The organism is Pseudomonas sp. LB3P31 (assembly GCF_054897945.1).
This window is the reverse complement of the sequence record NZ_CM142710.1, coordinates 3,622,646-3,647,843: the sequence shown is the minus strand read 5'-3', so window position 1 is coordinate 3,647,843 and position 25,198 is coordinate 3,622,646. Positions and strand designations below refer to the sequence as shown.

Annotated in this window: 24 protein-coding genes and 1 other RNA gene; 8 read left to right on the top strand and 17 right to left on the bottom strand. The window is 60.5% G+C overall.

Annotated elements, in window-relative coordinates; genetic code table 11:
• Positions 1-22 precede the first annotated feature (22 nt).
• The 7 genes from ACYZTK_RS16510 to ACYZTK_RS16480 all read right to left on the bottom strand — a co-directional run bounded on the left by ACYZTK_RS16510 (position 23) and on the right by ACYZTK_RS16480 (position 7,848).
• Positions 23-1,639, bottom strand: a complete 1,617-nt coding sequence (locus ACYZTK_RS16510) for an ABC transporter permease (RefSeq protein WP_462010859.1) — start codon at positions 1,637-1,639, stop codon at positions 23-25.
• Positions 1,640-1,810: 171 nt separating this feature from the next.
• Positions 1,811-2,815 carry an extracellular solute-binding protein gene (locus tag ACYZTK_RS16505; protein ID WP_462010858.1) on the bottom strand — a complete coding sequence of 335 codons (1,005 nt, stop codon included), beginning with the start codon at positions 2,813-2,815 and terminating at the stop codon, positions 1,811-1,813.
• Between the two features lie 222 nt (positions 2,816-3,037).
• Positions 3,038-4,255 (bottom strand): 2-octaprenyl-3-methyl-6-methoxy-1,4-benzoquinol hydroxylase, encoded by a 1,218-nt coding sequence (locus ACYZTK_RS16500; RefSeq protein ID WP_462014914.1) that lies wholly within the window; start codon positions 4,253-4,255, stop codon positions 3,038-3,040.
• An 8-nt stretch (positions 4,256-4,263) separates the two neighbouring features.
• On the bottom strand, positions 4,264-4,749 hold the full coding sequence (locus ACYZTK_RS16495) for a DUF4442 domain-containing protein (protein ID WP_462010857.1): 486 nt from the start codon (positions 4,747-4,749) through the stop codon (positions 4,264-4,266).
• On the bottom strand, positions 4,742-5,929 hold the full coding sequence (ubiH, locus tag ACYZTK_RS16490; protein ID WP_462010856.1) for a 2-octaprenyl-6-methoxyphenyl hydroxylase: 1,188 nt from the start codon (positions 5,927-5,929) through the stop codon (positions 4,742-4,744). Before ubiH ends, ACYZTK_RS16495 begins: the two co-directional genes overlap by 8 nt.
• Positions 5,926-7,260, bottom strand: coding sequence for a Xaa-Pro aminopeptidase (gene pepP, locus ACYZTK_RS16485; protein ID WP_462010855.1), 1,335 nt, complete (start codon positions 7,258-7,260; stop codon positions 5,926-5,928). The genes ubiH and pepP overlap by 4 nt, the downstream gene beginning before the upstream one ends.
• Positions 7,261-7,287: 27 nt before the next feature.
• Entirely contained in the window at positions 7,288-7,848 is a 561-nt protein-coding gene (locus ACYZTK_RS16480; RefSeq protein WP_462010854.1) for a YecA/YgfB family protein, read from the bottom strand.
• Between the two features lie 201 nt (positions 7,849-8,049).
• Between ACYZTK_RS16480 and ACYZTK_RS16475 the strand changes: the two genes are divergently transcribed.
• The 4 genes from ACYZTK_RS16475 (at position 8,050) to ACYZTK_RS16460 (ending at position 9,474) form a co-directional block, all read left to right on the top strand.
• Positions 8,050-8,259: a TIGR02449 family protein gene (locus ACYZTK_RS16475; protein ID WP_462010853.1), complete on the top strand. Its 210-nt coding sequence runs from the start codon at positions 8,050-8,052 to the stop codon at positions 8,257-8,259.
• Entirely contained in the window at positions 8,256-8,573 is a 318-nt protein-coding gene (locus ACYZTK_RS16470) for a cell division protein ZapA (RefSeq protein ID WP_007942435.1), read from the top strand. The genes ACYZTK_RS16475 and ACYZTK_RS16470 overlap by 4 nt, the downstream gene beginning before the upstream one ends.
• A gap of 30 nt (positions 8,574-8,603) precedes the next feature.
• Positions 8,604-8,782, top strand: a non-coding RNA gene (ssrS, locus tag ACYZTK_RS16465) — 6S RNA.
• A gap of 86 nt (positions 8,783-8,868) precedes the next feature.
• Complete coding sequence (locus tag ACYZTK_RS16460; RefSeq protein ID WP_462010852.1) at positions 8,869-9,474, top strand: 5-formyltetrahydrofolate cyclo-ligase; 606 nt, start codon at positions 8,869-8,871, stop codon at positions 9,472-9,474.
• 35 nt (positions 9,475-9,509) lie between these two features.
• Here ACYZTK_RS16460 and ACYZTK_RS16455 read toward each other — a convergent pair whose 3' ends face one another.
• The gene (locus ACYZTK_RS16455) at positions 9,510-9,665 is read right to left on the bottom strand and encodes a hypothetical protein (protein ID WP_462010851.1); all 156 of its coding nucleotides are present in this window, start codon (positions 9,663-9,665) and stop codon (positions 9,510-9,512) included.
• Positions 9,666-9,860: 195 nt separating this feature from the next.
• Between ACYZTK_RS16455 and ACYZTK_RS16450 the strand changes: the two genes are divergently transcribed.
• The gene (locus ACYZTK_RS16450; RefSeq protein ID WP_462010850.1) at positions 9,861-10,313 is read left to right on the top strand and encodes an EVE domain-containing protein; all 453 of its coding nucleotides are present in this window, start codon (positions 9,861-9,863) and stop codon (positions 10,311-10,313) included.
• 157 nt (positions 10,314-10,470) lie between these two features.
• On the opposite strand, the gene ACYZTK_RS16445 is transcribed toward ACYZTK_RS16450, so the two are convergent.
• Positions 10,471-10,878, bottom strand: a complete 408-nt coding sequence (locus tag ACYZTK_RS16445) for a flagellar basal body-associated protein FliL (protein WP_462010849.1) — start codon at positions 10,876-10,878, stop codon at positions 10,471-10,473.
• A gap of 150 nt (positions 10,879-11,028) precedes the next feature.
• Between ACYZTK_RS16445 and ACYZTK_RS16440 the strand changes: the two genes are divergently transcribed.
• On the top strand, positions 11,029-12,006 hold the full coding sequence (locus tag ACYZTK_RS16440) for an NADPH:quinone oxidoreductase family protein (RefSeq protein ID WP_462010848.1): 978 nt from the start codon (positions 11,029-11,031) through the stop codon (positions 12,004-12,006).
• A gap of 98 nt (positions 12,007-12,104) precedes the next feature.
• Here ACYZTK_RS16440 and ACYZTK_RS16435 read toward each other — a convergent pair whose 3' ends face one another.
• Positions 12,105-12,698: an energy transducer TonB gene (locus ACYZTK_RS16435; RefSeq protein WP_462010847.1), complete on the bottom strand. Its 594-nt coding sequence runs from the start codon at positions 12,696-12,698 to the stop codon at positions 12,105-12,107.
• A gap of 340 nt (positions 12,699-13,038) precedes the next feature.
• Here ACYZTK_RS16435 and glpT point away from each other — a divergent pair, with 340 nt between their 5' ends.
• On the top strand, positions 13,039-14,388 hold the full coding sequence (glpT, locus tag ACYZTK_RS16430; RefSeq protein ID WP_462010846.1) for a glycerol-3-phosphate transporter: 1,350 nt from the start codon (positions 13,039-13,041) through the stop codon (positions 14,386-14,388).
• Here glpT and ACYZTK_RS16425 read toward each other — a convergent pair.
• The 5 genes from ACYZTK_RS16425 to trxA form a co-directional block, all read right to left on the bottom strand.
• Positions 14,364-15,032 carry a gamma-glutamylcyclotransferase gene (locus ACYZTK_RS16425; protein ID WP_462010845.1) on the bottom strand — a complete coding sequence of 223 codons (669 nt, stop codon included), beginning with the start codon at positions 15,030-15,032 and terminating at the stop codon, positions 14,364-14,366. The genes glpT and ACYZTK_RS16425 overlap by 25 nt on opposite strands.
• A 315-nt stretch (positions 15,033-15,347) precedes the next feature.
• Complete coding sequence (locus tag ACYZTK_RS16420; RefSeq protein ID WP_462010844.1) at positions 15,348-16,316, bottom strand: CDP-6-deoxy-delta-3,4-glucoseen reductase; 969 nt, start codon at positions 16,314-16,316, stop codon at positions 15,348-15,350.
• A complete protein-coding gene (gene ubiD / locus ACYZTK_RS16415; RefSeq protein WP_462010843.1) occupies positions 16,316-17,782 on the bottom strand; it encodes a 4-hydroxy-3-polyprenylbenzoate decarboxylase in 1,467 nt (488 codons plus the stop codon). The genes ACYZTK_RS16420 and ubiD overlap by 1 nt, the downstream gene beginning before the upstream one ends.
• A gap of 139 nt (positions 17,783-17,921) precedes the next feature.
• Positions 17,922-19,181, bottom strand: coding sequence for a transcription termination factor Rho (rho, locus tag ACYZTK_RS16410; RefSeq protein ID WP_007942421.1), 1,260 nt, complete (start codon positions 19,179-19,181; stop codon positions 17,922-17,924).
• Positions 19,182-19,428: 247 nt separating this feature from the next.
• A complete protein-coding gene (trxA, locus tag ACYZTK_RS16405; RefSeq protein WP_003177349.1) occupies positions 19,429-19,758 on the bottom strand; it encodes a thioredoxin TrxA in 330 nt (109 codons plus the stop codon).
• Between the two features lie 410 nt (positions 19,759-20,168).
• On the opposite strand from trxA, the gene ppx reads away from it, so the two are divergent.
• Entirely contained in the window at positions 20,169-21,671 is a 1,503-nt protein-coding gene (ppx, locus tag ACYZTK_RS16400) for an exopolyphosphatase (protein WP_462010842.1), read from the top strand.
• 212 nt (positions 21,672-21,883) lie between these two features.
• Here ppx and ppk1 read toward each other — a convergent pair whose 3' ends face one another.
• Positions 21,884-24,106, bottom strand: a complete 2,223-nt coding sequence (ppk1, locus tag ACYZTK_RS16395; protein ID WP_462010841.1) for a polyphosphate kinase 1 — start codon at positions 24,104-24,106, stop codon at positions 21,884-21,886.
• Between the two features lie 18 nt (positions 24,107-24,124).
• On the bottom strand, positions 24,125-25,138 hold the full coding sequence (gene hemB, locus ACYZTK_RS16390) for a porphobilinogen synthase (RefSeq protein ID WP_462010840.1): 1,014 nt from the start codon (positions 25,136-25,138) through the stop codon (positions 24,125-24,127).
• Between the last annotated feature and the right edge of the window lie 60 nt (positions 25,139-25,198).

The following is a 25,198-nucleotide window of genomic DNA, read 5'->3' as shown; positions in this document are numbered from 1 at the left end:
CTGCAAGGTGTAGGACTGGCACCTAGGCGTTTCGATGCGCTGAGCGCCTGATCAATCCGATGACCGGTAACAGTCCGACCAAAACCAGGGTCAGCGCCGGCAATGATGCCCGCGCCCACTCACCTTCGCTGGTCATCTCAAAGATCCGAACGGCCAGCGTGTCCCAGCCAAACGGGCGCATCAGCAGGGTCGCGGGCATTTCCTTGAGCACGTCGACGAATACCAGCAGGGCGGCGCTCAAGGTTCCCGGCAGCAACAACGGCAGATACACCTTGAAAAACAGTCGTGGACCACTGACGCCAAGGCTACGTGCCGCTTCGGGCAAAGATGGCCGTATACGCGCCAGGCTGCTTTCCAGGGGGCCGTAGGCCACTGCAATGAAACGCACCAGATAGGCCAGCAACAATGCGCTCAGGCTGCCCAGCAGCAAGGGCTTGCCCGCACCGCCCAGCCAACCGGACAGCGGAATTACCAACTCGCGATCCAGGTAACTGAATGCGAGCATGATCGACACCGCCAGGACCGAGCCCGGCAAGGCGTACCCGAGGTTGGCCAGGCTCACGCCTGAACGGATCGCCCGAGTCGGCGCCAGGCGGCGGGCAAACGCCAGCACCAGCGCCACGCTGACGGTGATCAACGCCGCCATGCCGCCCAGGTAAAGGGTATGTACGATCAGCCCGGCGTAGCGCTCGTCGAGGTCGAAGCGCCCGCGCTGCCAGAACCACACCACCAGTTGCAGCATCGGGATGACGAAGGCGCAGGCGAACACCAGCCCGCACCAGCTCATGGCCGCCACGGCCTTGAACCCGCGCAGGTGATACAGCGCCTTGACCCGCGGTCGCTCATTGCTCGCCCGGTTGGCGCCACGTGCCCGCCGCTCGCCGTACAGCACCACCATCACCACCAGCAACAACAGGCTGGCCAGCTGGGCTGCGGTCGACAGGCTGAAGAAGCCGTACCAGGTCTTGTAGATCGCCGTGGTGAAGGTATCGAAGTTGAACACCGACACCGCACCGAAGTCCGCCAGGGTCTCCATCAATGCCAACGCCACACCCGCGCCGATCGCCGGGCGGGCCATCGGCAATGCAACTCGCCAGAACGCCTGCCACGGCGACTGCCCAAGGACTCGCGCCGCTTCCATCAGGCCCTTGCCCTGGGCGAGGAACGCGGTGCGCGCCAGCAGGTACACGTAGGGATAAAACACCAGCACCAGCACCAGGATGACGCCGCCGGTCGAACGCACTCGCGGCAGGCGCAGGCCCGTGCCGAACCAGTCACGCAGCAAGGTTTGCACGGGGCCGGCGAAGTCCAGCAGCCCGATAAAGACAAAGGCCAGCACGTACGCAGGAATCGCGAACGGCAGCATCAAGGCCCAATCCAGCCACCGGCGCCCGGGGAATTCACAGAGGCTGGTCAGCCAGGCCAGGCTGACGCCCAGCAGAGTAACGCCGATACCGACGCCCAGCACCAGGGTCAGCGTATTGCCCAGGAGTCGCGGCATCTGGGTAGCCCATAGGTGCGACCAGATCTGCTGATCGATGGTTTGCCAAGACAGCAGCAAGACACTGAGGGGCAGCAAGACCAGCGCAGCGATGGCGAAGACCAGGGGATACCAGCGGCGTTGGGCGGGGTGGGCCAAGGAAGCGCTCTCGCGGGGAAATCGTGCAGTTTAGGGAAAATGCAAAAAGATCGCAGCCTCGTTTCACTCGACAGCTCCTACCTGGGGTTTCGCTTTCCCCTGTAGGAGCTGTCGAGTGAAACGAGGCTGCGATCTCTTGACCTTTCGCTCTTTAAACGAGCAATAGCAAACTCAGTTCCAGCCAGCCCGATCCATCATCCGGATCGCTTCCGCCTGACGCTTGCCAGCAATCTCGACGGGCAAGGTATCGGCAACAAACTTACCCCAGCTAGCCACTTCGGCAGACGGCGCAACGGCCGGGTTGGCCGGGAATTCCTGATTCACGTCAGCAAAGATTTTTTGCGCTTCCGGTGTGGTCATCCACTCAATCAGTGCCTTGGCAGCTTCTGGATGCGGCGCATGTTTGGTCAGGCCGATGCCCGACAGGTTGACGTGCACCCCACGATCACCCTGGTTAGGCCAGAACAGTTTCACCGCCAGGTCAGGCTTCTGCTTGTGCAGGCGGCCGTAGTAGTAGGTGTTGACGATGCCGACGTCGCACTGGCCAGCGTTGATTGCTTCCAGCACGGCAACGTCGTCGGAGAACACGTCAGTGGACAGGTTGCTCACCCAGCCCTTGAGGATCTGCTCGGTCTTGGCGGCGCCATGGACTTCAATCATGGTGGCCGTCAGGGACTGGTTGTAGACCTTTTTCGCCGTGCGCAGGCACAGGCGGCCTTCCCAATTCTTGTCGGCCAGGCCTTCGTAGGTGGTCAGCTCGCCGGGCTTCACTCGCTCGGTGGAGTAGGCAATGGTCCGCGCGCGCAGGCTCAGGCCGGTCCAGGCGTGGGCCGAGGAACGGTATTGCAGCGGGATGTTGGCGTCGATCACCTTCGAGGTGAACGGTTGCAGGATGCCCATCTGCTCGGCCTGCCAAAGGTTGCCGGCGTCGACGGTGAGCAGCAGGTCGGCCGTGGCATTCTCGCCCTCGGCCTTGATGCGCTGCATCAGCGGCGCTTCCTTGTCGGTGATGAACTTGACCTGCACCCCGGTTTTGGCGGTGTAGGCATCGAAGACCGGCTTGATCAGCTCATCGATGCGCGAGGAGTAGACCACCACCTCGTCGGCGGCCTGGACGACGGTGCTGCCGATCAGGGTCAGGGCGAGTGCAGTCAGTAGACGCTTCGGTGCCAACATGGGAGCGGTCTCTCGATCAAAAATGTGAGGGCAAATGATAAGGACTCACATTAGCCTTCTCAATCGATGAGTGGGTGGAGGAGTTACCAGATGTTGCATGAGCGGGATTTGTGGTGGATGGGCCTCCGCCATCGCGAGCAGGCTCACTCCTACAGGGATTACGCCTCTAACCACTGTAGGAGTGAGCCTGCTCGCGATGAGGCCATCAGCCCCGACGAAGCTTCAGGCCTTGGCCAACGCCGGCAAATCCCCCGTCAACCCCAGCGCCTCACGCACAAACAGCGCCTTCGCCTCAGGCAGCTGGTCCACCAGCTTCAGTCCGGCGTTACGCAACCAGCGCACCGGCAACGGATCGGCCTGGAACAGCCGTTCAAAACCTTCCATCGCCGCCATCAGCGCCAGGTTATGCGGCATACGCCGACGCTCGTAGCGGCTCAGTACTTTCGGGTCCGCCAAGCGCTCGCCCCGTTCCAGGGCTTGTAGCAGCACCTCGGCCAGCACCGCCGCATCAAGGAAGCCCAGGTTTACACCCTGGCCAGCCAACGGGTGAATGGTGTGCGCTGCATCGCCGATCAATGCCAGGCCTTCAGCGACATAACGCTTGGCATGGCGCTGGCGCAACGGCACGCACAGCCGCGGATCGGCGCTGATCACCTGGCCCAGGCGGCCTTCGAAGGTCCGCTCCAGCTCGCGACAGAAGCCTGACTCATCCAGCGCCATCAAGCGCTCGGCTTCGCCAGGGGTGGTCGACCAGACAATCGAGCACCAATCCTGCTGACCATCGCGCTCCAACGGCAAGAAGGCCAGCGGGCCGTGGTCAGTGAAACGTTGCCAGGCAGTCATCTGGTGCGAATTCGAGCTGCGTACGCTGGTGACGATTGCGTGGTGCAGGTAATCCCACTCGCGAGTCGCCACGCCAGTCAGGCGCCGAACCGCCGAATTGGCACCGTCTGCTGCGATTACCAGCGGCGCGCGCAACGTGCGACCGTCGGCCAGGGTCAGCAGCCAGTCATCCCCGGAACGGCGCATCTGCTCCAGGCGTGCATTGGCGAGCAGGCCCAGGTCGCAGTCGTGCAGGCGATCAAGCAAGGCGTCCTGCACCACCCGGTTCTCGACGATATGCCCAAGCACTTCGGCATGTACGCTGGCGGCCGAGAAATGAATTTGCCCGGTGCCGCTGCCGTCCCACACGTGCATGTCGGTGTAAGGGCTGGTGCGCCGATTGGCGATGCCTTCCCACACGCCCAGGCGCTCGAGAATCCGTTGGCTGGCGGCCGACAGCGCACTCACTCGAGGCTCGAACGGCGCCTGGTTGTCGAAGGGTTTGACGCTCATGGGGCTGCCGTCCAGCAGCAGCACTTCCAACCCGCTGTCCTGTAACGCCAGCGCCAGGGCACTGCCGACCATTCCGGCCCCGACAATCAGCAGATCTGCGCGCATTTCCATGCTTATGCCTGTCTCGCTTGCGGCTTGAGCCGCACGTAAAGGGTTTTCCCGACCCGGGCCACCAACTGGCCGGCGCCGTCATGGATATCGACCTGCAACTGCGGCAGGTATTTTTCGCCATCGGCCGTCTGCCGACGGATCTCATCGAGCAAGGTGTCGTCGATGGTGAAGCGGGCGAACACCGGGCCTTTGCCCGGCGAAATGAAATCGATGTCGGCGGCCTTGTCCCAGACGATGTATCGATGGCCAAGATTCTCCATCAGCATCAACATGAAGAACGGATCGACCATCGAGTACAGGCTGCCGCCAAACTGGGTCCCGACATAATTGCGGTTGTACCAGCCCAGCCCCATGGACACCCGAACATCGCGAAAGTCGTCACTGATGTGCTGTACCCGAACTCCAGCCCCAAGATATGGCGGGTAGCAGGTCATCGCCCAACGCATCAGCCGGGCCTTGCCAAACTTGCTGGTCAGCCACTTAAGCATCGGGACGGGTACCTATGCCCATGGCCTGCCGGGCGAACCAGCGCTTGGCCGGCGGTAACAGGTCCAGGCCAAGCAGGCCAAGGTTGCGCCCCAGGGACACCAGCGGCTGGGTGCTGCCGAACAGGCGGGTGACCTGGTCCGAGAAGCCGACTGTCAGGTTCTGGTCCAGCCGCTGACGCTCGCGATAAGCCTGTAGAATGGCGAAATCGCCGGGCAACGTTTCACTCGCCAGCAGCGCATCGGCCAAGGCCTGGGCATCCCGCAGGGACAGGTTGAAACCCTGGCCGGCAATCGGGTGCAGGCTGTGGGCCGCGTTGCCCAGAATCGCCAGATGCGGCCGCACCTGTTCCTCCGCCTCAATCAGGGTCAAGGGGTACAGGTGCCGCGCGCCGACCTGCTTCAGAGTGCCGAGGCGGTAACCGAACACGCCCTGCAGCTCACTGAGAAACGCACGCTCGTCCAATGCCGCCAGTCGCTGCGCGTCCATGCCCAGGCGGGTCCAGACCAATGCACAGCGGTTGTCCGGCAAAGGCAGCAGCGCCATCGGGCCGTCATCGGTGAAACGCTCGAAGGCCACGCCGTTATGGGATTCACTCGGAGTGATGTTGGCGATCAGCGCGCTCTGGTTGTACGGGCGCTTGCGGATACCAACGCCCAATTGCTCGCGCAGCCCCGAGCGCCCGCCATCAGCCAGTACGGCGAGGTCGCACTCAAGGGTGGTTTCGTCGTTGAGGGTCAGGCGATAGCCATCGGTCAGCGGCTCCATGCGAGTCACTTCCGCCGGGCATCGCCAGGTGATCACGTCCTTGTCCAGCGCCTGCCACAGGCACTGCCCGAGCCAGGCATTTTCCACGACGTAACCCAGGGCCGGCACGCCCTCTTCCATCGCCGACAAGCGTGCGGTGGAGAAACGCCCACGGTCAGACACGTGAATCTGCTTGATCGGCTCCGCGCGGCGGGAGATGTCCTGCCACACGCACAGCCGTTGATAAATCTGTTGGGCACCGTAGGACAGTGCCGAAGAGCGTGCGTCGTAGCTTGGCTGGTAACTGTCGCCCGGGGCAAAGGGTTCGATCAGCACAATTTTCCAGCCGCGGGCCTTGGCTCCGGCCTGCAACGCCAAGGCAAGGCTGGCGCCAACCAGCCCCCCACCGATGATTGCCAGATTCGCTCGGCTCATGCCGCTTGTGCCCGTGCTGCGGCCATCAAGGCCTCGATCTCGGCGACCGTTTTCGGCACGCCTTTGGTCAGGATTTCACAACCGGTCTTGGTCACTACCACGTCGTCCTCGATGCGCACGCCAATGCCGCGCCATTTTTTCGCTACTTTCTGATTGTCCGCAGCGATGTAGATACCCGGTTCCACCGTCAGCGCCATGCCGACTTCCAGCACTCGCCACTCACCGCCGACCTTGTATTCGCCGACGTCATGCACATCCATGCCCAGCCAATGCCCGGCGCGATGCATGTAAAACGCCTTGTACGCCTCACTCGCGATCAGCTCATCGACGTCGCCCTGCAGCAGTCCCAGTTTCACCAGGCCCGAGGTAATCACCCGGACTGTAGCTTCGTGAGCCTGATTCCAGTGCTTGTTCGGGGCAATTTCGGCAAAGGCGGCTTCCTGGGAAGCCAGCACCAGCTCGTAGATCGCCTTCTGTTCCGCAGAATACTTGCCGTTGACCGGCCAGGTACGAGTGATGTCGCTGGCGTAGCAGTCGATCTCGCATCCGGCGTCGATCAACACCAGGTCACCATCCTTGAGCACCGCGTCATTCTGCTGGTAGTGCAGGATGCAGCTGTTGCGCCCGGCCGCGACGATCGAGCCGTAGGCCGGCATCTTCGCCCCGCCCTTGCGGAATTCGTAGTCCAGTTCGGCTTCCAGGCTGAATTCATGCAGCCCCGCGCGGCTGGCCTGCATCGCGCGGATGTGCGCCTGGGCGGAAATCCGCGCAGCTTCGCGCATCACCTTCACTTCTGCCGCCGATTTATACAGGCGCATGTCGTGCAGCAGATGATCCAGGGCAACAAATTCGTTCGGTGGCTGGGCGCCAAGGTGCGCCTTGGAGCGGATCACGTTGATCCAGTCCATCAGGTGCCGATCAAATTCCGGATTGCTGCCCATGGCCGAATACACCCGGTCACGACCTTCGATCAGGCCCGGCAGGATGTCGTCGATATCGGTGATGGGAAACGCGTCGTCGGCGCCGAATTCGCTGATCGCGCCTTCCTGACCGGCGCGCAGGCCATCCCATAATTCGCGCTCGGCACTACGCTCGCGGCAGAACAGGATGTACTCGCCATGCAGACGTCCAGGCATCAGCACCAGCACGGCCTGGGGCTCGGGAAAACCGCTCAGGTACTGGAAGTCGCTGTCCTGGCGATAGACATGCTCGACATCTCGATTGCGAATGGCCACCGCAGCAGCCGGCAGGATCGCGATGCTGTTGGGTTCCATCTGCGCCATCAGGGCCTTGCGGCGACGGCCGTATTCCGACTTCGGGATATGAATCATGGGCAGATGGCTTTCCCTGGCAAACGATTAATGCAGTGACGGCTTGGCGGCAGCCGGCGCTTCCGGCTTGCGGGTCTCGGAGAACAGCAGCAGCGGAGCCACTCGCAGGTACTCCATCACTTCCATGTAGTCGCTTTCACCGTCGTCGGACTCTTCCAGGGCGTCTTGCACCTGGGAAATCGCCGCCAGATCCTGCAACACTTCAGTGGCTTCGGTGCTCAGCATGCTGCTGTCACGGCAGTTCAAGCCAAAACCGCTAAGGAAACCCTGGCACCATTGGCCCAGAGCAGCGGCGCGGTCAGCCAGTGGCTCGTCGTCGGTCGGCAGCAGCAGGACAACAGTTACGTCGTCGCCGGTGAGTTCGCCCTTGACCATCTCCTGCAAGCCGATCAAGGCATTGCGGACGGTGTCCTGCGGCTCGCTTTCGAGCAGTTCGGCGGCATCGATCAGCCATTCGTCGGCATCGAAGCCGGCACCGGCGCAGCTGCGACCGAGCAACAGGCCGTGCAGTTCGGCAGGCGAGACGTTATGACCGCTGGAAGTCAGCAGGGTGGCGAAGGCTTGATACGGGGAATTCTGAATGGGCATGGGCAGCTAGGCGCCAGACGGCGCTATGTCTAGAATGAAGGCCTTGTATCCTACATCGACTACCCCTGTAGGAGCGAGCTTGCTCGTGATGAACTCGAGAACGCAGCGGGGTATCAGGCTCCCAGTGTTATCGTTGACGTCCATCGCGAGCAGGCTCGCTCCTACAGTAATAAACACCATCAGACATTTTCAGTGGACCCAATGGAAGACACCGACCTGCAAGCGCTGATGGCGAGACTCGAGTTGCTAATTAACCGGGTCGAGCAACTAAAGAGCCAAAACGGACTCCTATTAGCTCAGGAAAAGTCCTGGCGCGAGGAACGCGCGCACCTCATTGAAAAAAATGAAATCGCCCGCCGTAAGGTCGAATCGATGATTTCGCGCCTCAAGGCCCTGGAGCAAGACTCATGAGTTCAAGCAATAGCGTTACCGTGCAGATCCTCGATAAAGAATATTCGATCATCTGCCCCCAGGAAGAGCGCAGCAATCTGGTGAGTGCCGCCCGTTACCTGGACGGCAAGATGCGCGAAATACGCAGCAGCGGCAAAGTCATCGGCGCCGATCGTATCGCCGTGATGGCCGCGCTGAACATCACGCACGACCTCCTGCACAAGGAAGAACGCCCGGATGTGCAGGCGAGCGGCTCGACCCGCGAGCAGGTTCGCGACCTGCTCGATCGCGTCGATCTGGTGCTGGCTACCGATCCGGACGTCACCAAGGGCTGATTCGTGCGACCGCTTGGGGTATACTCGCATCACTCCCTGGGGTGCTTGCCAGTTGACCACGTCCCTGAGCCGATTCGCACTACCCTGGAGGTTGCACGTTGGGCTGGTGTGCATGTCCGCTAGACGGAAAGCCTTAAAGCCTACTGCATCTTCCACCTTGAACTTTCGGGTTCAAGGGCTAAGTCAGCAGCGGTTCATCCGGGGAGCCTGATTCCAGTCCGATGCCGGTTTCATTACCGGCATCGGCTTTTTTACGGATACGATTCAGTCATCCGCATTGCCGAAGCCCGAATTCATGACCGAACCTGCGCTGCTGCCCCGCCCGCAACTTCGACGCATGCTGCGCAAGGCCCGCCGTGCTCTGACAGCCAGTCAGCAGCGCCAGGCCGCTCGCGGGCTGTACACGCAATTGGCCCAACACCCGCTGTTTCGCCGCGCCAAACATATCTCGCTGTACCTGCCCACCGACGGTGAAATTGATCCGCGCCTGCTGCTGCGTGCGGCTCAGCGTCGGGGCAAGGTCACCTACCTGCCCGTGCTCAGTGCCTGGCCGCGCACGCGGATGGTGTTCCAGCGAATTCGCCCCGGCGAGCAGCTCAAGCCCAATCGCTTTCGGATTCTCGAACCCCGGCCCAACCTCGCCAGGCAACGCAAAGTCTGGACCCTGGATCTGGTCCTGCTGCCGTTGGTAGGGTTTGACGACGTGGGCGGACGCCTGGGCATGGGTGGCGGCTTTTACGACCGCAGCCTGGCGTACCTGGCGCGCCGCAAAAGCTGGCGCAAGCCGACGCTGCTGGGGCTGGCCCATGAATGTCAGAAGGTCGAGCGATTGGCTCAAGCGAGCTGGGATGTGCCGCTGCAGGGAACGGTGACGGACAAGGCCTGGTATTTCGCAGGGTAGACGCCACCGGGGTCAGCGGCGTCGGGAAGCACAGATCAGCGCTTGAAGGCCGATTGCGGTTGTTGCTGCTGTGTCAGCTCGATAGGCGCATCGGTCTTGTTACTCCACAGACTTTGGGCATAGCCGGTGGTCACGACGCCGAGACCGAACAAAATAACCAATATCCATAGTAAATCCGGTTTGCGTTTCATCGATTGCCCCCCAAAGGCACATCAACACGATGACAGCAGCGGTTTCCATTGTAGGCCGTGCAGCAGCGTCAAGCTAAGAAGGCCGGCATTTTGCGACAACGTGACCCTACACGCAAACGCTGGCGTCAACCGACCGTCGGTTTGTCATAAAATTGCCCGACAACTTGCCCACTCACTTCGCAAGGAGCAAAAACCATGGCCTATTGGCTGATGAAATCCGAGCCCGACGAGCTCTCCATCAAGGACCTGGCGAAGCTGGGCAAAGCGCGCTGGGACGGGGTTCGCAACTATCAGGCACGCAATTTCCTGCGGGCGATGGCGGTGGGCGACGAGTTTTTCTTCTATCACTCCAGCTGCCCGGAACCGGGGATTGCCGGGATCGGCAAGATCATCGAGGCGGCGTATCCGGACCCGACGGCGCTGGAGCCTGAAAGCCATTACTACGATCCGAAGGCCAGCGTCGAGAAGAACGCCTGGAGCGCGATCGATGTGGCGCATGTCGAGACGTTTACCCGGGTGTTGAAGCTGGACTATCTGAAGCAGCAGACGGCGTTGGCGGAGATGCCATTGGTGCAGAAGGGTTCGAGATTGTCGGTGATGCCGGTGACGGCGGAGCAGTGGGCGGCGGTGATTGCGTTGCGGCCTTGAGCCATATAGTGGTTACAAGAATGCCTTCGCGAGCAAGTCGAATCGTCGCACCGCCGCTCCCACGGGAGATATGCGGTGAACACATAATTGTGCTTCCACACATTCCCCTGTGGGAGCGGGCTTGCTCGCGAAGGGGCCAGCCCAAACAACACAAAACTTACTGAATAATCAGGTTGTTAAACAACAGATCCTCAACCACCGGCTTCCCAGTCTCGTCATTCATGATCTGCTGAGTCTGCTTCAAAGCTTCCTGCCGCAGCTTCTCCTTCGCCTCCACATTGTTCATCGCCTCGGTGGTCTGCTGCGCGAACAGCGCCACCAGCTGATTGCGAATCAACGGTTCGTTGGCCTTCACCAGCTTGGTCGCCTCGTCCCCGGTCACTCTCAAGGCCACGTCAGCCTTGTACACCTTGAGCTTCGGCGTGCCGTCCAGCCCGTAGTTGCCCACGAATGGCGGGGTCAGGGTGATGTAGTTGACCTTCGGCGCTGCATCTTCCTTGGCTTCTTCGGCCATCGCTGCCACGGGCAGAGACAGGGCCAGCATCAATACGATCCACGCTTTCACAATTCGCTCCTTATCCGGTTTGCGGCCTAGCATAACGACCCACTGCGCCAGCACAAGCTTATGGCTGACTATCAGGGTGGGGCATGCTCGTTGACCCGTTGACTCACACACCTACACTTATCGGCCATCACTCCCAAAGGAATAGCCCTGATGAAAGCCGTGCTGTGCAAAGCCTTCGGCCCTGCCGAATCGCTGGTGCTGGAAGAAGTCGCCAGTCCTGTCGCGAAGAAGAACGAAATCCTGCTGGACGTGCACGCCGCCGGGGTCAATTTCCCCGACACGCTGATCATCGAGGGCAAATACCAGTTCAAGCCGCCCTTCCCGTTTTCCCCGGGCGGCGAAGCGGCTGGCGTAGTCAGCGCGGTGGGCGAAAAGGTCAGCCACCTGAAAGTCGGTGACCGGGTGATGGCGCTGACCGGCTGGGGCAGCTTTGCCGAACAGGTCGCAGTGCCCGGCTACAACGTGCTGCCCATTCCGCCTGCCATGGACTTCAATACCGCTGCTGCCTTTAGCATGACCTACGGCACCTCGATGCACGCCCTCAAACAAAGGGGCAATCTGCAACCGGGTGAAACCCTGCTGGTACTCGGCGCTTCCGGTGGAGTCGGCCTCGCCGCCGTGGAGATCGGCAAAGCCATGGGTGCGCGGGTGATCGCCGCCGCCAGCAGCGCGGAAAAACTCGCCGTGGCCAAGGCCGCCGGCGCCGATGAACTGATCAATTACAGCGAAACCAGCCTCAAGGACGAAATCAAGCGCCTCACCGATGGCCAGGGCGCCGACGTGATATACGACCCGGTCGGCGGCGACCTGTTCGACCAGGCCATCCGCGCTATCGCCTGGAACGGCCGCCTGCTGGTCGTCGGTTTCGCCAGCGGACGCATTCCCGAACTGCCGGTGAACCTGGCGCTGCTCAAGGGCGCCGCAGTGATCGGGGTGTTCTGGGGTTCGTTCGCCCAGCGCCAGCCGCAGGACAATGCGGCAAACTTCCAGCAGCTGTTCGGCTGGTTCGCCGAGGGCAAATTGAAGCCGCTGGTGTCGCAGGTATACCCGCTGCGCAATGCGGCCCAGGCGATCAATGACCTGGGTCAGCGCAAGGCGGTCGGCAAGGTGGTGGTGCAGGTTCGCTGAGCCTATTAGGGGCTGGCTTGCCAGCGATTGCGATGGTGAATATTACGCCGCCATCGCTGGCAAGCCAGCTCCCACAAGTTGTGTTGATTTGCCCCTCGCTACAGCAATTCCCGAATATTCTGCGGCAAATACCTCGCGAACCGGGCGATCGGATTGTTCAGGCACTGCCGTGCAATGACCGGCACTTGCCTGTTCAACCTGGCGATCATGCCCAGGCGCTCCTCGTTCGACATCTGTACCTGGAGCAGTCCACTAGACAAATACGCACGGGTGTATTGAAACGCCGGCAGGTCCGGCCAACTCTGTTCGGCGGCGCGCACCAGCCCTTCGTTGACCTCGCGACACTTCAGCTCCTTGAGCCAGGCATTGATTCCACTGGGTGCCTCAAGGCCAAACACCATCGGCGCGATGACTTCCTGCCGTGCCGGACGGTCGCCTTCCACTACCCAGGGTTTGAACCGCCACTTTGCGATTGCGACCTTTGTCGCTTCGGCCAGGTCCGGGTGATCGCTTTGCAGGATCTTCACGTCACTGACAGAGCCGTCAGCATTGGCGTAAAAGCTGACCCGTACGCTTCCTGCAATTCCAGCCCTGGAGAGCGCTTTGGGGTAATCCGGCTTGGGATTGGCCTCCGGTATCAGGAACACCTCTGCCCCCTTCGCCTCAAAAGACACCATCACCAACAACAGCAAAAATGAAATCCACCGCATAACCCCTCCTCCGTGATGCACATTCGCAAACTGCTTCCTGCATAGGCTACGGAGCAAAACCTTGAAAAAGAACGTGATGGCTTCCGGTACGAACGCGGGACTTTTCCCAAAGCCCGAGGCTAAAACCGGCAGCCTGATGCCCGAATGAGGCTTCGGTAATCTTTCCTACAGCGTCCTTCACTTACGTCTGAGCGACATGTTCGTAAAAGAACATGCGATCTCGAATATTTCCGCTATTTGGTCAATGGGAACCAGTGCTATTTTCGGTAACGAAACTGTAACATTCGCATCCGCAGTCAAAACAAGAATCAGGAGCTCTTGAATGTTTGCTTTCTTTCGTCCTGCCGCACATCAGGCTCCATTGCCTGACGACAAAATAGACAGTGCCTACCGCCGTCATCGCTGGCAGATCTTTGCCGGGATTTTCATCGGCTACGCCGGTTACTACCTGCTGCGCAAAAACTTCTCGCTGGCCATGCCCTACCTGATCGAAGAAGGTTACACCCGCGGTGAACTGGGCCTGGCGTTGTCTGCCATCGCCATTGCCTACGGTTTGTCGAAGTTCCTGATGGGCATCGTCTCCGACCGTTCGAACCCGCGCTTCTTCCTGCCGTTCGGGCTACTGGTGTCGGCTGGAGTCATGTTCATCTTCGGTTTCGCGCCCTGGGCGACGTCCAGCGTGACCATCATGTTCATCCTGCTGTTCATCAACGGGTGGGCCCAGGGCATGGGTTGGCCGCCGAGTGGCCGGACGATGGTGCACTGGTGGTCGCAGAAGGAACGCGGCGGCGTGGTGTCGCTGTGGAACGTCGCGCACAACGTCGGTGGTGGCTTGATCGGCCCGCTGTTCCTGCTGGGCATGGGCCTGTTCAATGACTGGCATGCGGCATTCTATGTGCCGGCAGCTGTAGCGCTGGCGGTGGCGGTGTTTGCCTTCGCCACCATGCGCGACACTCCGCAATCGGTTGGCCTGCCGCCTATCGAGAAGTACAAGAACGATTACCCGGAAGGCTACGATGCCAGCCATGAAGAAGAATTCAGCGCCAAGGAAATCTTCGTCAAGTACGTGCTGCGCAACAAGATGCTCTGGTACATCGCCCTGGCCAACGTCTTCGTCTACCTGCTGCGCTATGGCGTGCTGGACTGGGCACCGACCTACCTCAAGGAAGCCAAGGGTTTCAGCGTGGATAAAACCTCGTGGGCCTACTTCTTCTACGAGTGGGCCGGTATCCCGGGCACGCTGCTGTGCGGCTGGATGTCGGACAAGATCTTCCGTGGCAACCGCGGCCTGACCGGCATGGTGTTCATGGCCTTGGTGACTGTGGCAACGCTGGTGTACTGGCTGAACCCGGCAGGCAACCCGACCGTGGACATGATCGCGCTGGTGTCGATTGGCTTCCTGATCTATGGCCCGGTCATGCTGATCGGCCTCCAGGCACTGGAGCTGGCACCGAAAAAGGCCGCGGGTACGGCGGCAGGCTTCACCGGCCTGTTCGGCTACCTGGGTGGTTCCGTCGCGGCCAGTGCAGCCATGGGCTACACCGTGGACCATTTCGGCTGGGACGGCGGCTTCGTGCTACTGATCGGCGCGTGCCTGCTGGCCATGGCCTTTCTCGCACCGACCTTGTGGCACAAGCAAATCGCCAGTCAGAGCCGCGAAGCGGTCGCCTGATCAGCCGATGATTTGCAGCGTCTGAGCCGCGCCTCCAGATTGCGGTCTGGCATGGCGTGGCTACGCAGGGCGTGTGCGGTCTGCTCGACATAATCGCGAGTAGTGCCGTAGCGCCCGCAAGCACTTTCGAATACCTGGCTCAGCACATGATCCGGCAGGTTGCCGGCATAGCTGGGCAGGTGTCGCTCCAGAACGAATCCTAATGCCTGAACCTGGCTGCCATCCTCAAGACGGCAGTTGAGCCAGTGTGGGCGATAGGATGGAAAGGGCATTTCGCGCTGCCACAGGGCGTACAGCGAAGCATCGAGCTGTTCTTCAGGCAGGCGATAGGCGAACCCGCTGCAGGAGCCGCCGCGATCCAGGCCAAATACCAGGCCCGGTACTTCCGGCGTGCCGCGATGCTCGTGGGACCACAAGTACAAACCGCGATGATAGCCATGCACTCGACCGCGTACCCGTTCTACCGCCGGGCACTCGGGCCGCCAGATCAATGATCCGTAAGCGAACAGCCAGACCGGCCCGCCCTTGTGGCGCGCCATGGTGGACTGCATCGAGCTGAGCAATTGTTCGTGAGTGAGCTGCGGCCCCAGATCGAGCTGCGGAGGGTAAGCCAGATTCAAAAAAGCAGATTCTATAGCGCTCATGGCGATTAGCGTTCAGCTCCCCGCGGGTAAAGAATTACTTAATAGAACGCACCGCTGCAACAATAAGGCACATATGTTTTCAAGTAATTGAAGCGCATTGGCGCAACTCTTAATTAATTACTTGAATGACATATAACTTACCGGCATTCATCTGATTTTATAAATACCGATCGGCTATATAGGGAGGTATAAGGATACGAACCGTAGGAGCTGCCGGAGGCTGCGATCTTTTGATCTTAAAAACAGAGTCAAAAGATCGCAGCCTGCGGCAGCTCCTACAAAGGCAAGATCAAGATCGCGGATCAAGATCGCGGATCAAGATCGCGGCGCGTACGCAAACACATCAGCACGCATCTGATGAGCATCCATCCCCGCCTCGACCAGCGCATCAAGGGTGCCGTAGACCATCGCCGGCGAGCCACTGGCATAGACATGCAGGGCCTTGAGCTCGGAAAAATCTTCGCAAACCGCCTCATGCAGCATGCCGCAGCGCCCTTCCCAGCCGCACTGATCGCTGACGACTTTATGCAGGAACAGGTTGGGCAGCTTCAGCCATTCGTCCCAATGCTCGATCTCGTAGAAATCTTCGGGCCGACGCACGCCCCAATACAGGTGCACCGGATGCTTGAAACCCGCGGCGCGACAATGTTCGATCAGGCTATGGATCTGGCCCATGCCAGTGCCTGCGGCGATCAGCACCAGCGGACCGTCGGGCAGCTCCGCGAGGTGGGTGTCACCGAACGGCATCTCGATGCGCACCATCGGCTGGCGTTGCAGCTGATCAATCAGGCTCAACGCACTGCTTTCGCGCGCCAGCACATGAATCTGCAGGTCCCGACCAGCGTGGGGAGCCGAGGCCAGGGAGAAGGCGGATTTCTCGCCATTCTCGCGCTCGATCATCAGGTACTGGCCGGCGTGATAACGCGGCGGCTTGCCAGCTGGCGCTCGCAGGCTGACACGCCAGGTGTCGCCACCCACGTCCCGGCACTCGATGACCTGACACGCCAAGCTGCGCACCGGTAATTCTCCCAGCGAGAGCACGCCATCCCACAGCACGATGCAGTCTTCCAGCGGTTCCGCAATGCAAGTGTAGAACTCACCATGGTCGCGCACATCGCCGCCCTGTTCGACACTGCCTTCCACCAGCAAGGCCGCGCACACGTGGCAATTGCCGTTGCGACAGCTCTGCGGGCAGTCATAGCCCAGACGCCGCGCCCCATCGAGAATCCGCTCGCCGGGCAGAATCTCTAGCACTGCTCCGGAAGGCTGCAAGGTTACACGCATCAATCTATTCCTAACTGATTCCAGATGGCATCGATCCGCTGGGTCACGGCTTCGTCCTTGACGATTACCCGGCCCCACTCGCGAGTGGTTTCGCCGGGCCACTTATGCGTAGCATCGAGCCCCATCTTCGAACCCAGGCCGGAGATCGGCGAGGCGAAGTCGAGGTAGTCAATCGGCGTGTTGTCGATCATCACCGTGTCGCGCTTGGGGTCCATGCGCGTGGTAATGGCCCAGATCACGTCGTTCCAGTCCCGTGCGTTGATATCGTCGTCAGTGACGATAACGAACTTGGTGTACATGAACTGTCGCAAAAACGACCAGACACCGAGCATTACCCGCTTGGCATGGCCCGGATAGGACTTCTTCATGGTCACGATGGCCATGCGGTACGAGCAGCCCTCGGGCGGCAGGTAGAAGTCGGTGATCTCCGGGAACTGCTTCTGCAGGATCGGCACGAACACTTCGTTCAGGGCCACGCCAAGAATCGCCGGTTCATCCGGCGGACGACCGGTGTAGGTGCTGTGGTAGATCGGCTTGATGCGGTGAGTGATGCGCTCGACGGTGAATACCGGGAAGCTGTCGACTTCGTTGTAGTAGCCGGTGTGGTCGCCGTAAGGGCCTTCGTCAGCCATCTCACCAGGATGGATCACGCCTTCAAGGATGATCTCGGCGGTGGCCGGCACTTGAAGGTCGTTGCCGCGGCACTTCACCAGCTCGGTGCGATTGCCACGCAACAGGCCAGCAAAGGCATACTCGGACAGGCTGTCCGGCACCGGCGTCACGGCGCCGAGGATTGTCGCCGGGTCAGCGCCCAGCGCCACGGACACCGGGAACGGCTGGCCAGGATGCTTTTCGCACCACTCGCGATAATCCAGCGCGCCGCCACGGTGGCTCAGCCAGCGCATGATCACCTTGTTGCGGCCGATCACTTGCTGACGGTAGATACCGAGGTTCTGGCGATCCTTGTTCGGGCCCTTGGTCACGGTCAGGCCCCAGGTAATCAGCGGGCCGACGTCGCCTGGCCAGCAGGTCTGCACGGGCAGCATCGCGAGGTCGACGTCGTCGCCTTCGATGACCACTTCCTGGCACACCGCATCCTTGACGACTTTTGGCGCCATGGCGATGATCTTGCGGAAAATCGGCAGTTTGGACCAGGCATCTTTCAGCCCCTTGGGCGGCTCGGGCTCCTTAAGGAAGGCCAGCAGCTTGCCGATCTCGCGCAATTCGCTGACGGCCTCGGCCCCCATGCCCAGCGCCACGCGCTCGGGCGTGCCGAAGAGGTTGCCGAGCACCGGAATGTCATAACCCGTCGGGTTTTCGAAGAGCAGCGCCGGGCCCTTGGCGCGCAAGGTGCGATCACACACCTCGGTCATTTCCAGCACAGGGGACACCGGAACCTGGATGCGCTTGAGTTCGCCGCGATGTTCCAGACCGCTGATAAAGTCGCGCAAGTCGCGATACTGCATGCGTGAGCCTCGTTTTGGCCGTGGCGTTCGGGGGTGGCAGTTTAGCGCCGAACCCCTCTGTTCAGAACCACGAACTGCCATTGATCAAAAATCAGATAGCAAAAAGCCGGGTTTCCCCGGCTTTTGCTGGCCTATCGACTTACTTGCGTTTCATCGACAGGAAGAACTCATCATTGGTCTTGGTCGTTTTCAACTTGTCGACCAGGAACTCGATGGCAGCGATCTCGTCCATCGGGTGCAGCAGCTTGCGCAGGATCCACATGCGCTGCAACTCGTCATCGGCGGTCAGCAACTCCTCGCGGCGGGTGCCGGAACGGTTGATGTTGATGGCCGGGAACACGCGCTTCTCAGCGATACGACGATCCAGCGGCAGTTCCATGTTGCCCGTGCCTTTGAATTCTTCGTAGATCACTTCATCCATCTTCGAGCCGGTTTCAACCAGCGCGGTGGCGATGATGGTCAGCGAACCGCCTTCCTCGATGTTCCGCGCAGCGCCGAAGAAACGTTTCGGTTTCTCCAGGGCGTGGGCATCGACACCACCGGTGAGTACCTTGCCGGAGCTCGGGATCACGGTGTTGTAGGCACGTGCCAGACGAGTGATCGAGTCGAGCAGGATCACCACGTCTTTCTTGTGCTCGACCAGGCGCTTGGCCTTTTCGATCACCATTTCGGCAACCTGCACGTGGCGGGTTGGCGGCTCATCGAACGTCGAGGCAACCACTTCGCCGCGCACGGTGCGCTGCATTTCGGTTACTTCTTCCGGACGTTCGTCGATCAGCAATACGATCAGGTGAACTTCAGGATTGTTACGTGCGATGTTGGCTGCGATGTTCTGCAGCATGATGGTCTTACCGGCTTTCGGCGGAGCAACGATCAGGCCGCGCTGGCCTTTGCCGATCGGTGCGCATAGGTCGATGACCCGACCGGTCAGGTCTTCGGTGGAACCGTTGCCGGCTTCCATCTTCATGCGCACAGTCGGGAACAGCGGCGTCAGGTTCTCGAAGAGAATCTTGTTTTTCGCGTTCTCGGGACGATCGTAGTTGATCGTGTCGACCTTGAGCAGGGCGAAATAACGCTCGCCTTCCTTGGGAGGGCGGATCTTGCCAACGATGGTGTCACCGGTGCGCAAGTTGAAGCGACGGATCTGGCTCGGCGAGACGTAGATATCGTCTGGGCCGGCAAGATAGGAAGCGTCAGCGGAGCGAAGGAAGCCGAAGCCGTCCTGGAGAATCTCCAGCACGCCATCACCGGAGATTTCCTCGCCGCTTTTAGCGTGCTTTTTGAGCAGGGAGAAAATCACGTCCTGCTTGCGCGAACGGGCCATATTTTCTATGCCCATCTGTTCGGCCAATTCGAGCAGTTCGGTAATCGGCTTTTGCTTGAGTTCAGTCAGATTCATATAGGAATGACGTAATCATTTATGGAGGGGGGAAATTAAGCTTTTGGCTTAATGAGGCCGCGCCGCAGAGAAGGCGACAGGATCGCGTACTTATTCGAAAAGGAGTGCGTCGGCGACGGCTAGCAGGGGGCAATGGAGAAACCAGTGCGGGGCCGAATGTACCACCTGAGTTTCGGAGCGTCTAGCCCTCAATAACGAAAAAGCCCCGCAGATAGCGGGGCCTTTTTCGGACACTTTATTACGACGCTTAGATGTTGGCGTCGAGGAAAGCCGCCAATTGCGACTTCGACAGTGCGCCGACCTTGGTCGCTTCAACGTTGCCGTTCTTGAACAGCATCAGTGTCGGGATACCACGCACGCCATGCTTGGCCGGGGTTTCCTGGTTTTCGTCGATGTTCAGCTTGGCAATGGTCAGCTTGCCTTTGTAGGTCTCTGCAATCTCGTCCAGGACAGGAGCGATCATTTTGCAAGGGCCGCACCACTCAGCCCAGTAGTCGACCAGCACAGCGCCTTCGGCCTTCAGTACATCGGCCTCGAAGCTAGCGTCGCTAACGTGTTTGATAAGATCGCTGCTCATGGAAAGTCTCCAGGTTGTAAGCAAAAAAACGTGGCCCATCATAGCTGCCCTTCCCCCGTTCAGGAAGCTGCAGATGATTGAGTCTCGCTATGGTGTTGCATGAGTTTGGGTATAGCGCAATTCGAGCATTCGGGTAACTAACCTCCGCCTACCGCACCATTGCGATGCAGGTTTGTGCGCATCCCTTCGCCTGAAAGACCGCTATCGCGAGCAGGCTCACTCCTACATTGGCGTTGTGTTGGCCTCTAGAATGGGGCAACACAAAACCCTGTAGGAGTGAGCCTGCTCGCGATTGGCTGCGCAGCAGCCACCGGCTTTCCTGCTCAGGATCAAGGCTTTGAATGTTGCGCGTTGGCGTCAGCCTTTGATCGTGGCACGATGTCGAGGTTATCGACCGAGACCCCCAGACCATGCCGCAATCCCAAGCCAAGAATCTGTCCCTGATCGCCGCAATCGACCTGGGCTCCAACAGCTTTCACATGGTCGTGGCCAAGGCCCAGAACGGCGAAATCCGTATTCTCGAGCGTCTCGGGGAGAAGGTTCAGCTGGCCGCAGGCATCAACGACGAGCGCCAGCTCAACGAAGAATCGATGCAGCGCGGGCTGGACTGCCTGAAGCGCTTTGCCCAACTGATCAACGGTATGCCGCCTGGCGCCGTGCGGATCGTCGGCACCAACGCCCTGCGCGAAGCGCGCAATCGCAACGAATTCATCCGTCGCGCCGAGGAAATCCTGGGCCACCCGGTAGAAGTCATTTCCGGTCGTGAAGAAGCGCGTCTGATTTACCTGGGCGTATCCCATACCCTCGCCGACACCCCGGGCAAACGTCTGGTGGCCGACATCGGCGGCGGCAGCACCGAGTTCATCATCGGCCAGCGCTTCGAGCCACTGCTGCGCGAAAGCCTGCAGATGGGCTGCGTCAGCTTCACCCAGCGCTACTTCAAGGACGGCAAGGTCACGCCTGCCCGCTACGCCCAGGCCTACACTGCTGCGCGCCTTGAGATCATGAGTATTGAACATGCCCTGCACCGCCTGACCTGGGATGAGGCCATCGGCTCCTCGGGCACCATTCGCGCCATCGGCCTGGCGCTGAAGGCTGGTGGACACGGCACCGGTGAGGTCAACGCCGAGGGCTTGGCCTGGCTCAAGCGCAAGCTGTTCAAGCTGGGTGATATCGACAAGATCGACTTCGAAGGCATCAAGCCCGACCGCCGGGCGATTTTCCCGGCCGGCCTGGCGATTCTCGAAGCGATCTTCGATGCCCTCGAACTGCAACGTATGGACCACTGTGAAGGCGCACTGCGTGAAGGCGTGCTCTATGACCTGCTGGGCCGTCATCATCACGAAGACGTCCGTGAGCGCACCCTCAGCTCGCTGATGGAGCGTTACCACGTTGACCTTGAGCAAGCGGCGCGAGTGGAACGCAAGGCACTGCACGCATTCGACCAGGTCGCCGAAGACTGGGAACTGGATGACGGCGTGTGGCGCGAACTGCTCGGCTGGGCCGCCAAGGTCCATGAAGTGGGCCTGGACATCGCCCACTATCATTACCACAAGCACGGTGCGTACCTGATCGAGCACTCGGACCTCGCCGGTTTCTCCCGCGAAGACCAGCAAATGCTTGCGCTGCTGGTGCGTGGCCACCGCCGCAACATTCCCCGGGACAAGTTCGCCGAGTTCGGCGATGACGGCATCAAGCTGATCCGCCTGTGTGTGCTGCTGCGGTTTGCGATCCTGTTCCACCACATCCGCGGCACCCAGGAAATGCCCCAGGTCGTCCTGCGCGCCAATGGCGATAGCCTGGATGTGTTGTTCCCGGCGAACTGGCTCGATGAAAACCAGCTGACCCAGGCCGATTTCGCGCTTGAGGCGGAATGGCTGACGCGGGTGGGCTTCGCCTTAAACGTCAGATAAAAATTTGGCAAACGGAACGCGGTCCCGTAGGAGCTGCCGAAGGCTGCGATCTTTTGATCTACAAGCAAGATCAAAAGATCGCAGCCTTCGGCAGCTCCTACAGGGGTTGTGGCGATCTTGCGAATGCCATCGCGGGCAAGCCTTGCTCCCACAGGAACAGGCGAAAAAAATGGCGATCCGCAGGGATCGCCATTTTTTATGCCTTATGAGGCTTAACGCACTGCCAGGATCGGACTGCCCAACCGCTCCAGCAACGTCGCCTGCGCGCTGCGCGGATTCTGGTTGCCGGTTGGCGTGTTGCGGATGTAGCGACCGTCCGACTGCAGGCTCCAGCTGTGGGTGTTGTCGGTCAGGTACAGCTCCAGCTCTTTCTTGACCCGCATGATCAGCTTCTTGCCTTCCACCGGGAAACAGGTCTCAACCCGCTTGTCGAGGTTGCGCTCCATCCAGTCGGCACTGGACAGGAACATCTGCTCTTCGCCGCCGTTGAGGAAGTAGAAGACCCGGGTGTGCTCCAGGAAGCGCCCGATGATCGAGCGCACATGGATGTTGTGCGAAACCCCGGCGATGCCCGGCCGCAGGCAGCACATGCCACGCACCACCAGATCAATGCGCACGCCTGACTGGCTGGCCTTGTACAGCGCGCGAATGATCTTCGGATCAGTCAGCGAGTTGAACTTGGCGATGATGTGCGCCGGTTTGCCGTCCAGGGCGAACTGCGTCTCTCGGGCGATCATGTCGAGCATGCCCTTTTTCAGGGTAAACGGAGCATGCAGCAGCTTCTTCATGCGCAGGGTCTTGCCCATGCCGATCAACTGGCTGAACAGCTTGCCGACGTCTTCGCACAAGGCGTCATCGGAGGTCAGCAGGCTGTAGTCGGTGTACAGCCGGGCGTTGGCCGCGTGGTAGTTGCCCGTGCCCAAGTGCGCGTAACGCACAATCTCGCCCGCCTCGCGACGCAGGATCAACATCATCTTGGCGTGGGTCTTGAAGCCGACCACGCCGTAGATCACCACCGCACCGGCCGCTTGCAGGCGGCTGGCCAGTTGCAGGTTGGATTCTTCATCGAACCGCGCACGCAACTCGATCACCGCAGTGACTTCCTTGCCGTTACGCGCGGCATCCACCAGCGCATCGACGATTTCCGAGTTGGCACCGGAGCGGTACAGGGTCTGGCGCACGGCCAGCACATGCGGGTCTTTCGCCGCCTGGCGCAACAGGTCGACCACCGGCGTGAACGATTCGAACGGGTGCAGCAACAGGATGTCCTGCTTGCTGATCACGCTGAAGATGTTCTCGCTGTTCTGCAGCAGTTTCGGAATCTGCGGCGTGAACGGCAGGTATTGCAGGTCGCGTTGGCTGTCGAGGCCGGTGATGCTGAACAAACGGGTCAGGTTGACTGGCCCGTTGACCTGATACAGCTCGGTCTCGTGCAGGTTGAACTGCTTGAGCAGGTAGTCGGACAGGTGTTTGGGGCAAGTGTCAGCCACTTCCAGGCGCACTGCGTCACCGTAACGACGGGAGAACAACTCGCCGCGCAGCGCGCGGGCCAGGTCTTCGACGTCTTCGGTATCGACCGCGAGGTCGGCGTTACGGGTCAGGCGGAACTGGTAGCAGCCCTTGACCTTCATACCCTGGAACAGGTCATCGGCGTGTGCGTGGATCATCGACGACAGGAACACGTAGTTGTCGCCCGAACCGCCGACCTCTTCCGGCACCTTGATCACTCGGGGCAGCAGGCGCGGGGCCGGGATGATCGCCAGGCCCGAATCACGGCCAAACGCATCGATACCCTCCAGCTCGACGATGAAGTTCAGGCTCTTGTTCACCAGCAGCGGGAACGGGTGAGTCGGATCGAGGCCGATCGGCGTGATGATCGGCGCAATCTCGTCGCGGAAGAAGCGGCGCACCCAGGTCTTGATCTTGGTGGTCCAGTGACGGCGACGGATGAAGCGGACCTGATGTTTCTCCAGTTCCGGCAACAGAATATCGTTGAGGATCGCGTACTGGCGGTCAACGTGACCGTGCACCAGTTCGCTGATCCGGGCCAGGGCCTGATGCGGTTGCAGGCCATCGGCGCCAGCTTGTTCACGGGCGAAGGTGATCTGCTTCTTCAGGCCGGCCACACGAATCTCGAAGAACTCGTCCAGGTTGCTGGAGAAGATCAGCAGGAACTTCAGCCGTTCCAGCAACGGGTAGGACTCATCCAGCGCCTGCTCCAGCACGCGGATGTTGAACTGCAGCTGCGAAAGCTCGCGATGGATGTACAGGCTGCTGTCATCCAGGCCGGGGATGGCAATCGCCGGCGCCGTGGAGACGGCCTCGACCACTACCGCGGGTGGAGATGGCTCCAGCTCCGGCGGTGTTTCGACGATTTGCTCGACCACGGGCTGAGCATCTTTTACGGCAACTTCAGTGAGTCCTTCGGTATTCATGGAATGTTCCTGGGAGGGCTATTTCTGCTCTCGTAACAATTGAGCGGCACGGACGGCAAAGTAGGTCAGGATGCCATCGGCGCCTGCGCGTTTAAAAGCGGTCAGGGATTCGAGGATCACCCCTTCGCTCAACCAGCCATTCTGGATCGCCGCCATGTGCATGGCGTATTCGCCGCTGACTTGATAAACAAACGTCGGCACTTTGAATTCTTCTTTGACCCGCCAGAGGATGTCCAGATACGGCATGCCTGGCTTGACCATGACCATGTCCGCGCCTTCTGACAAGTCCGCCGCGACTTCGTGCAGGGCTTCGTTGCCGTTGGCCGGGTCCATCTGGTACGAGGCTTTGTTGGCCTTGCCCAGGTTCAGCGCCGAACCCACCGCATCGCGGAACGGGCCGTAATAGGCGCTGGCGTATTTCGCCGAGTAGGCCATGATCCGCACGTTGACGTGATCGGCCAGCTCCAGCGCCTCGCGGATCGCCTGGATGCGCCCGTCCATCATATCGGACGGCGCCACTACCTGGGCGCCGGCTGCAGCGTGAGACAGGGCCTGCTTGACCAGTGCATCGACGGTAATGTCGTTCTGCACGTAGCCTTCTTCATCAAGAATGCCGTCTTGACCGTGGGTAGTGAACGGGTCGAGGGCTACGTCGGTAATCACCCCCAGCTCCGGGAACTGCGCGCGCAATGCACGAGTGGCGCGCTGGGCAATACCGTCGGGGTTCCAGGCTTCAGCGGCGTCCAGGGACTTGAGTTCTGCCGGCGTGACCGGGAACAGTGCCAGCGCCGGAATGCCCAACTCGACCCACTTGACCGCTTCTTCAAGCAACAGGTCGATGCTCAGGCGCTCGACGCCCGGCATCGACGCCACTGCTTCGCGACGATTCTCACCGTCGAGCACGAATACCGGCAGGATCAGGTCGTCGACTGTCAGGACGTTTTCACGGACCAGTCGACGCGAAAATTCATCACGACGGTTGCGTCGCAGACGGGTGGCGGGAAACAGGCGGTTGGCGGGGGTAAAGCTCACGGCAGACTCCTGAGCCCGCGCTGGCGGGCGAGCGTGACAGTTATAAGCTGCCATTATGAC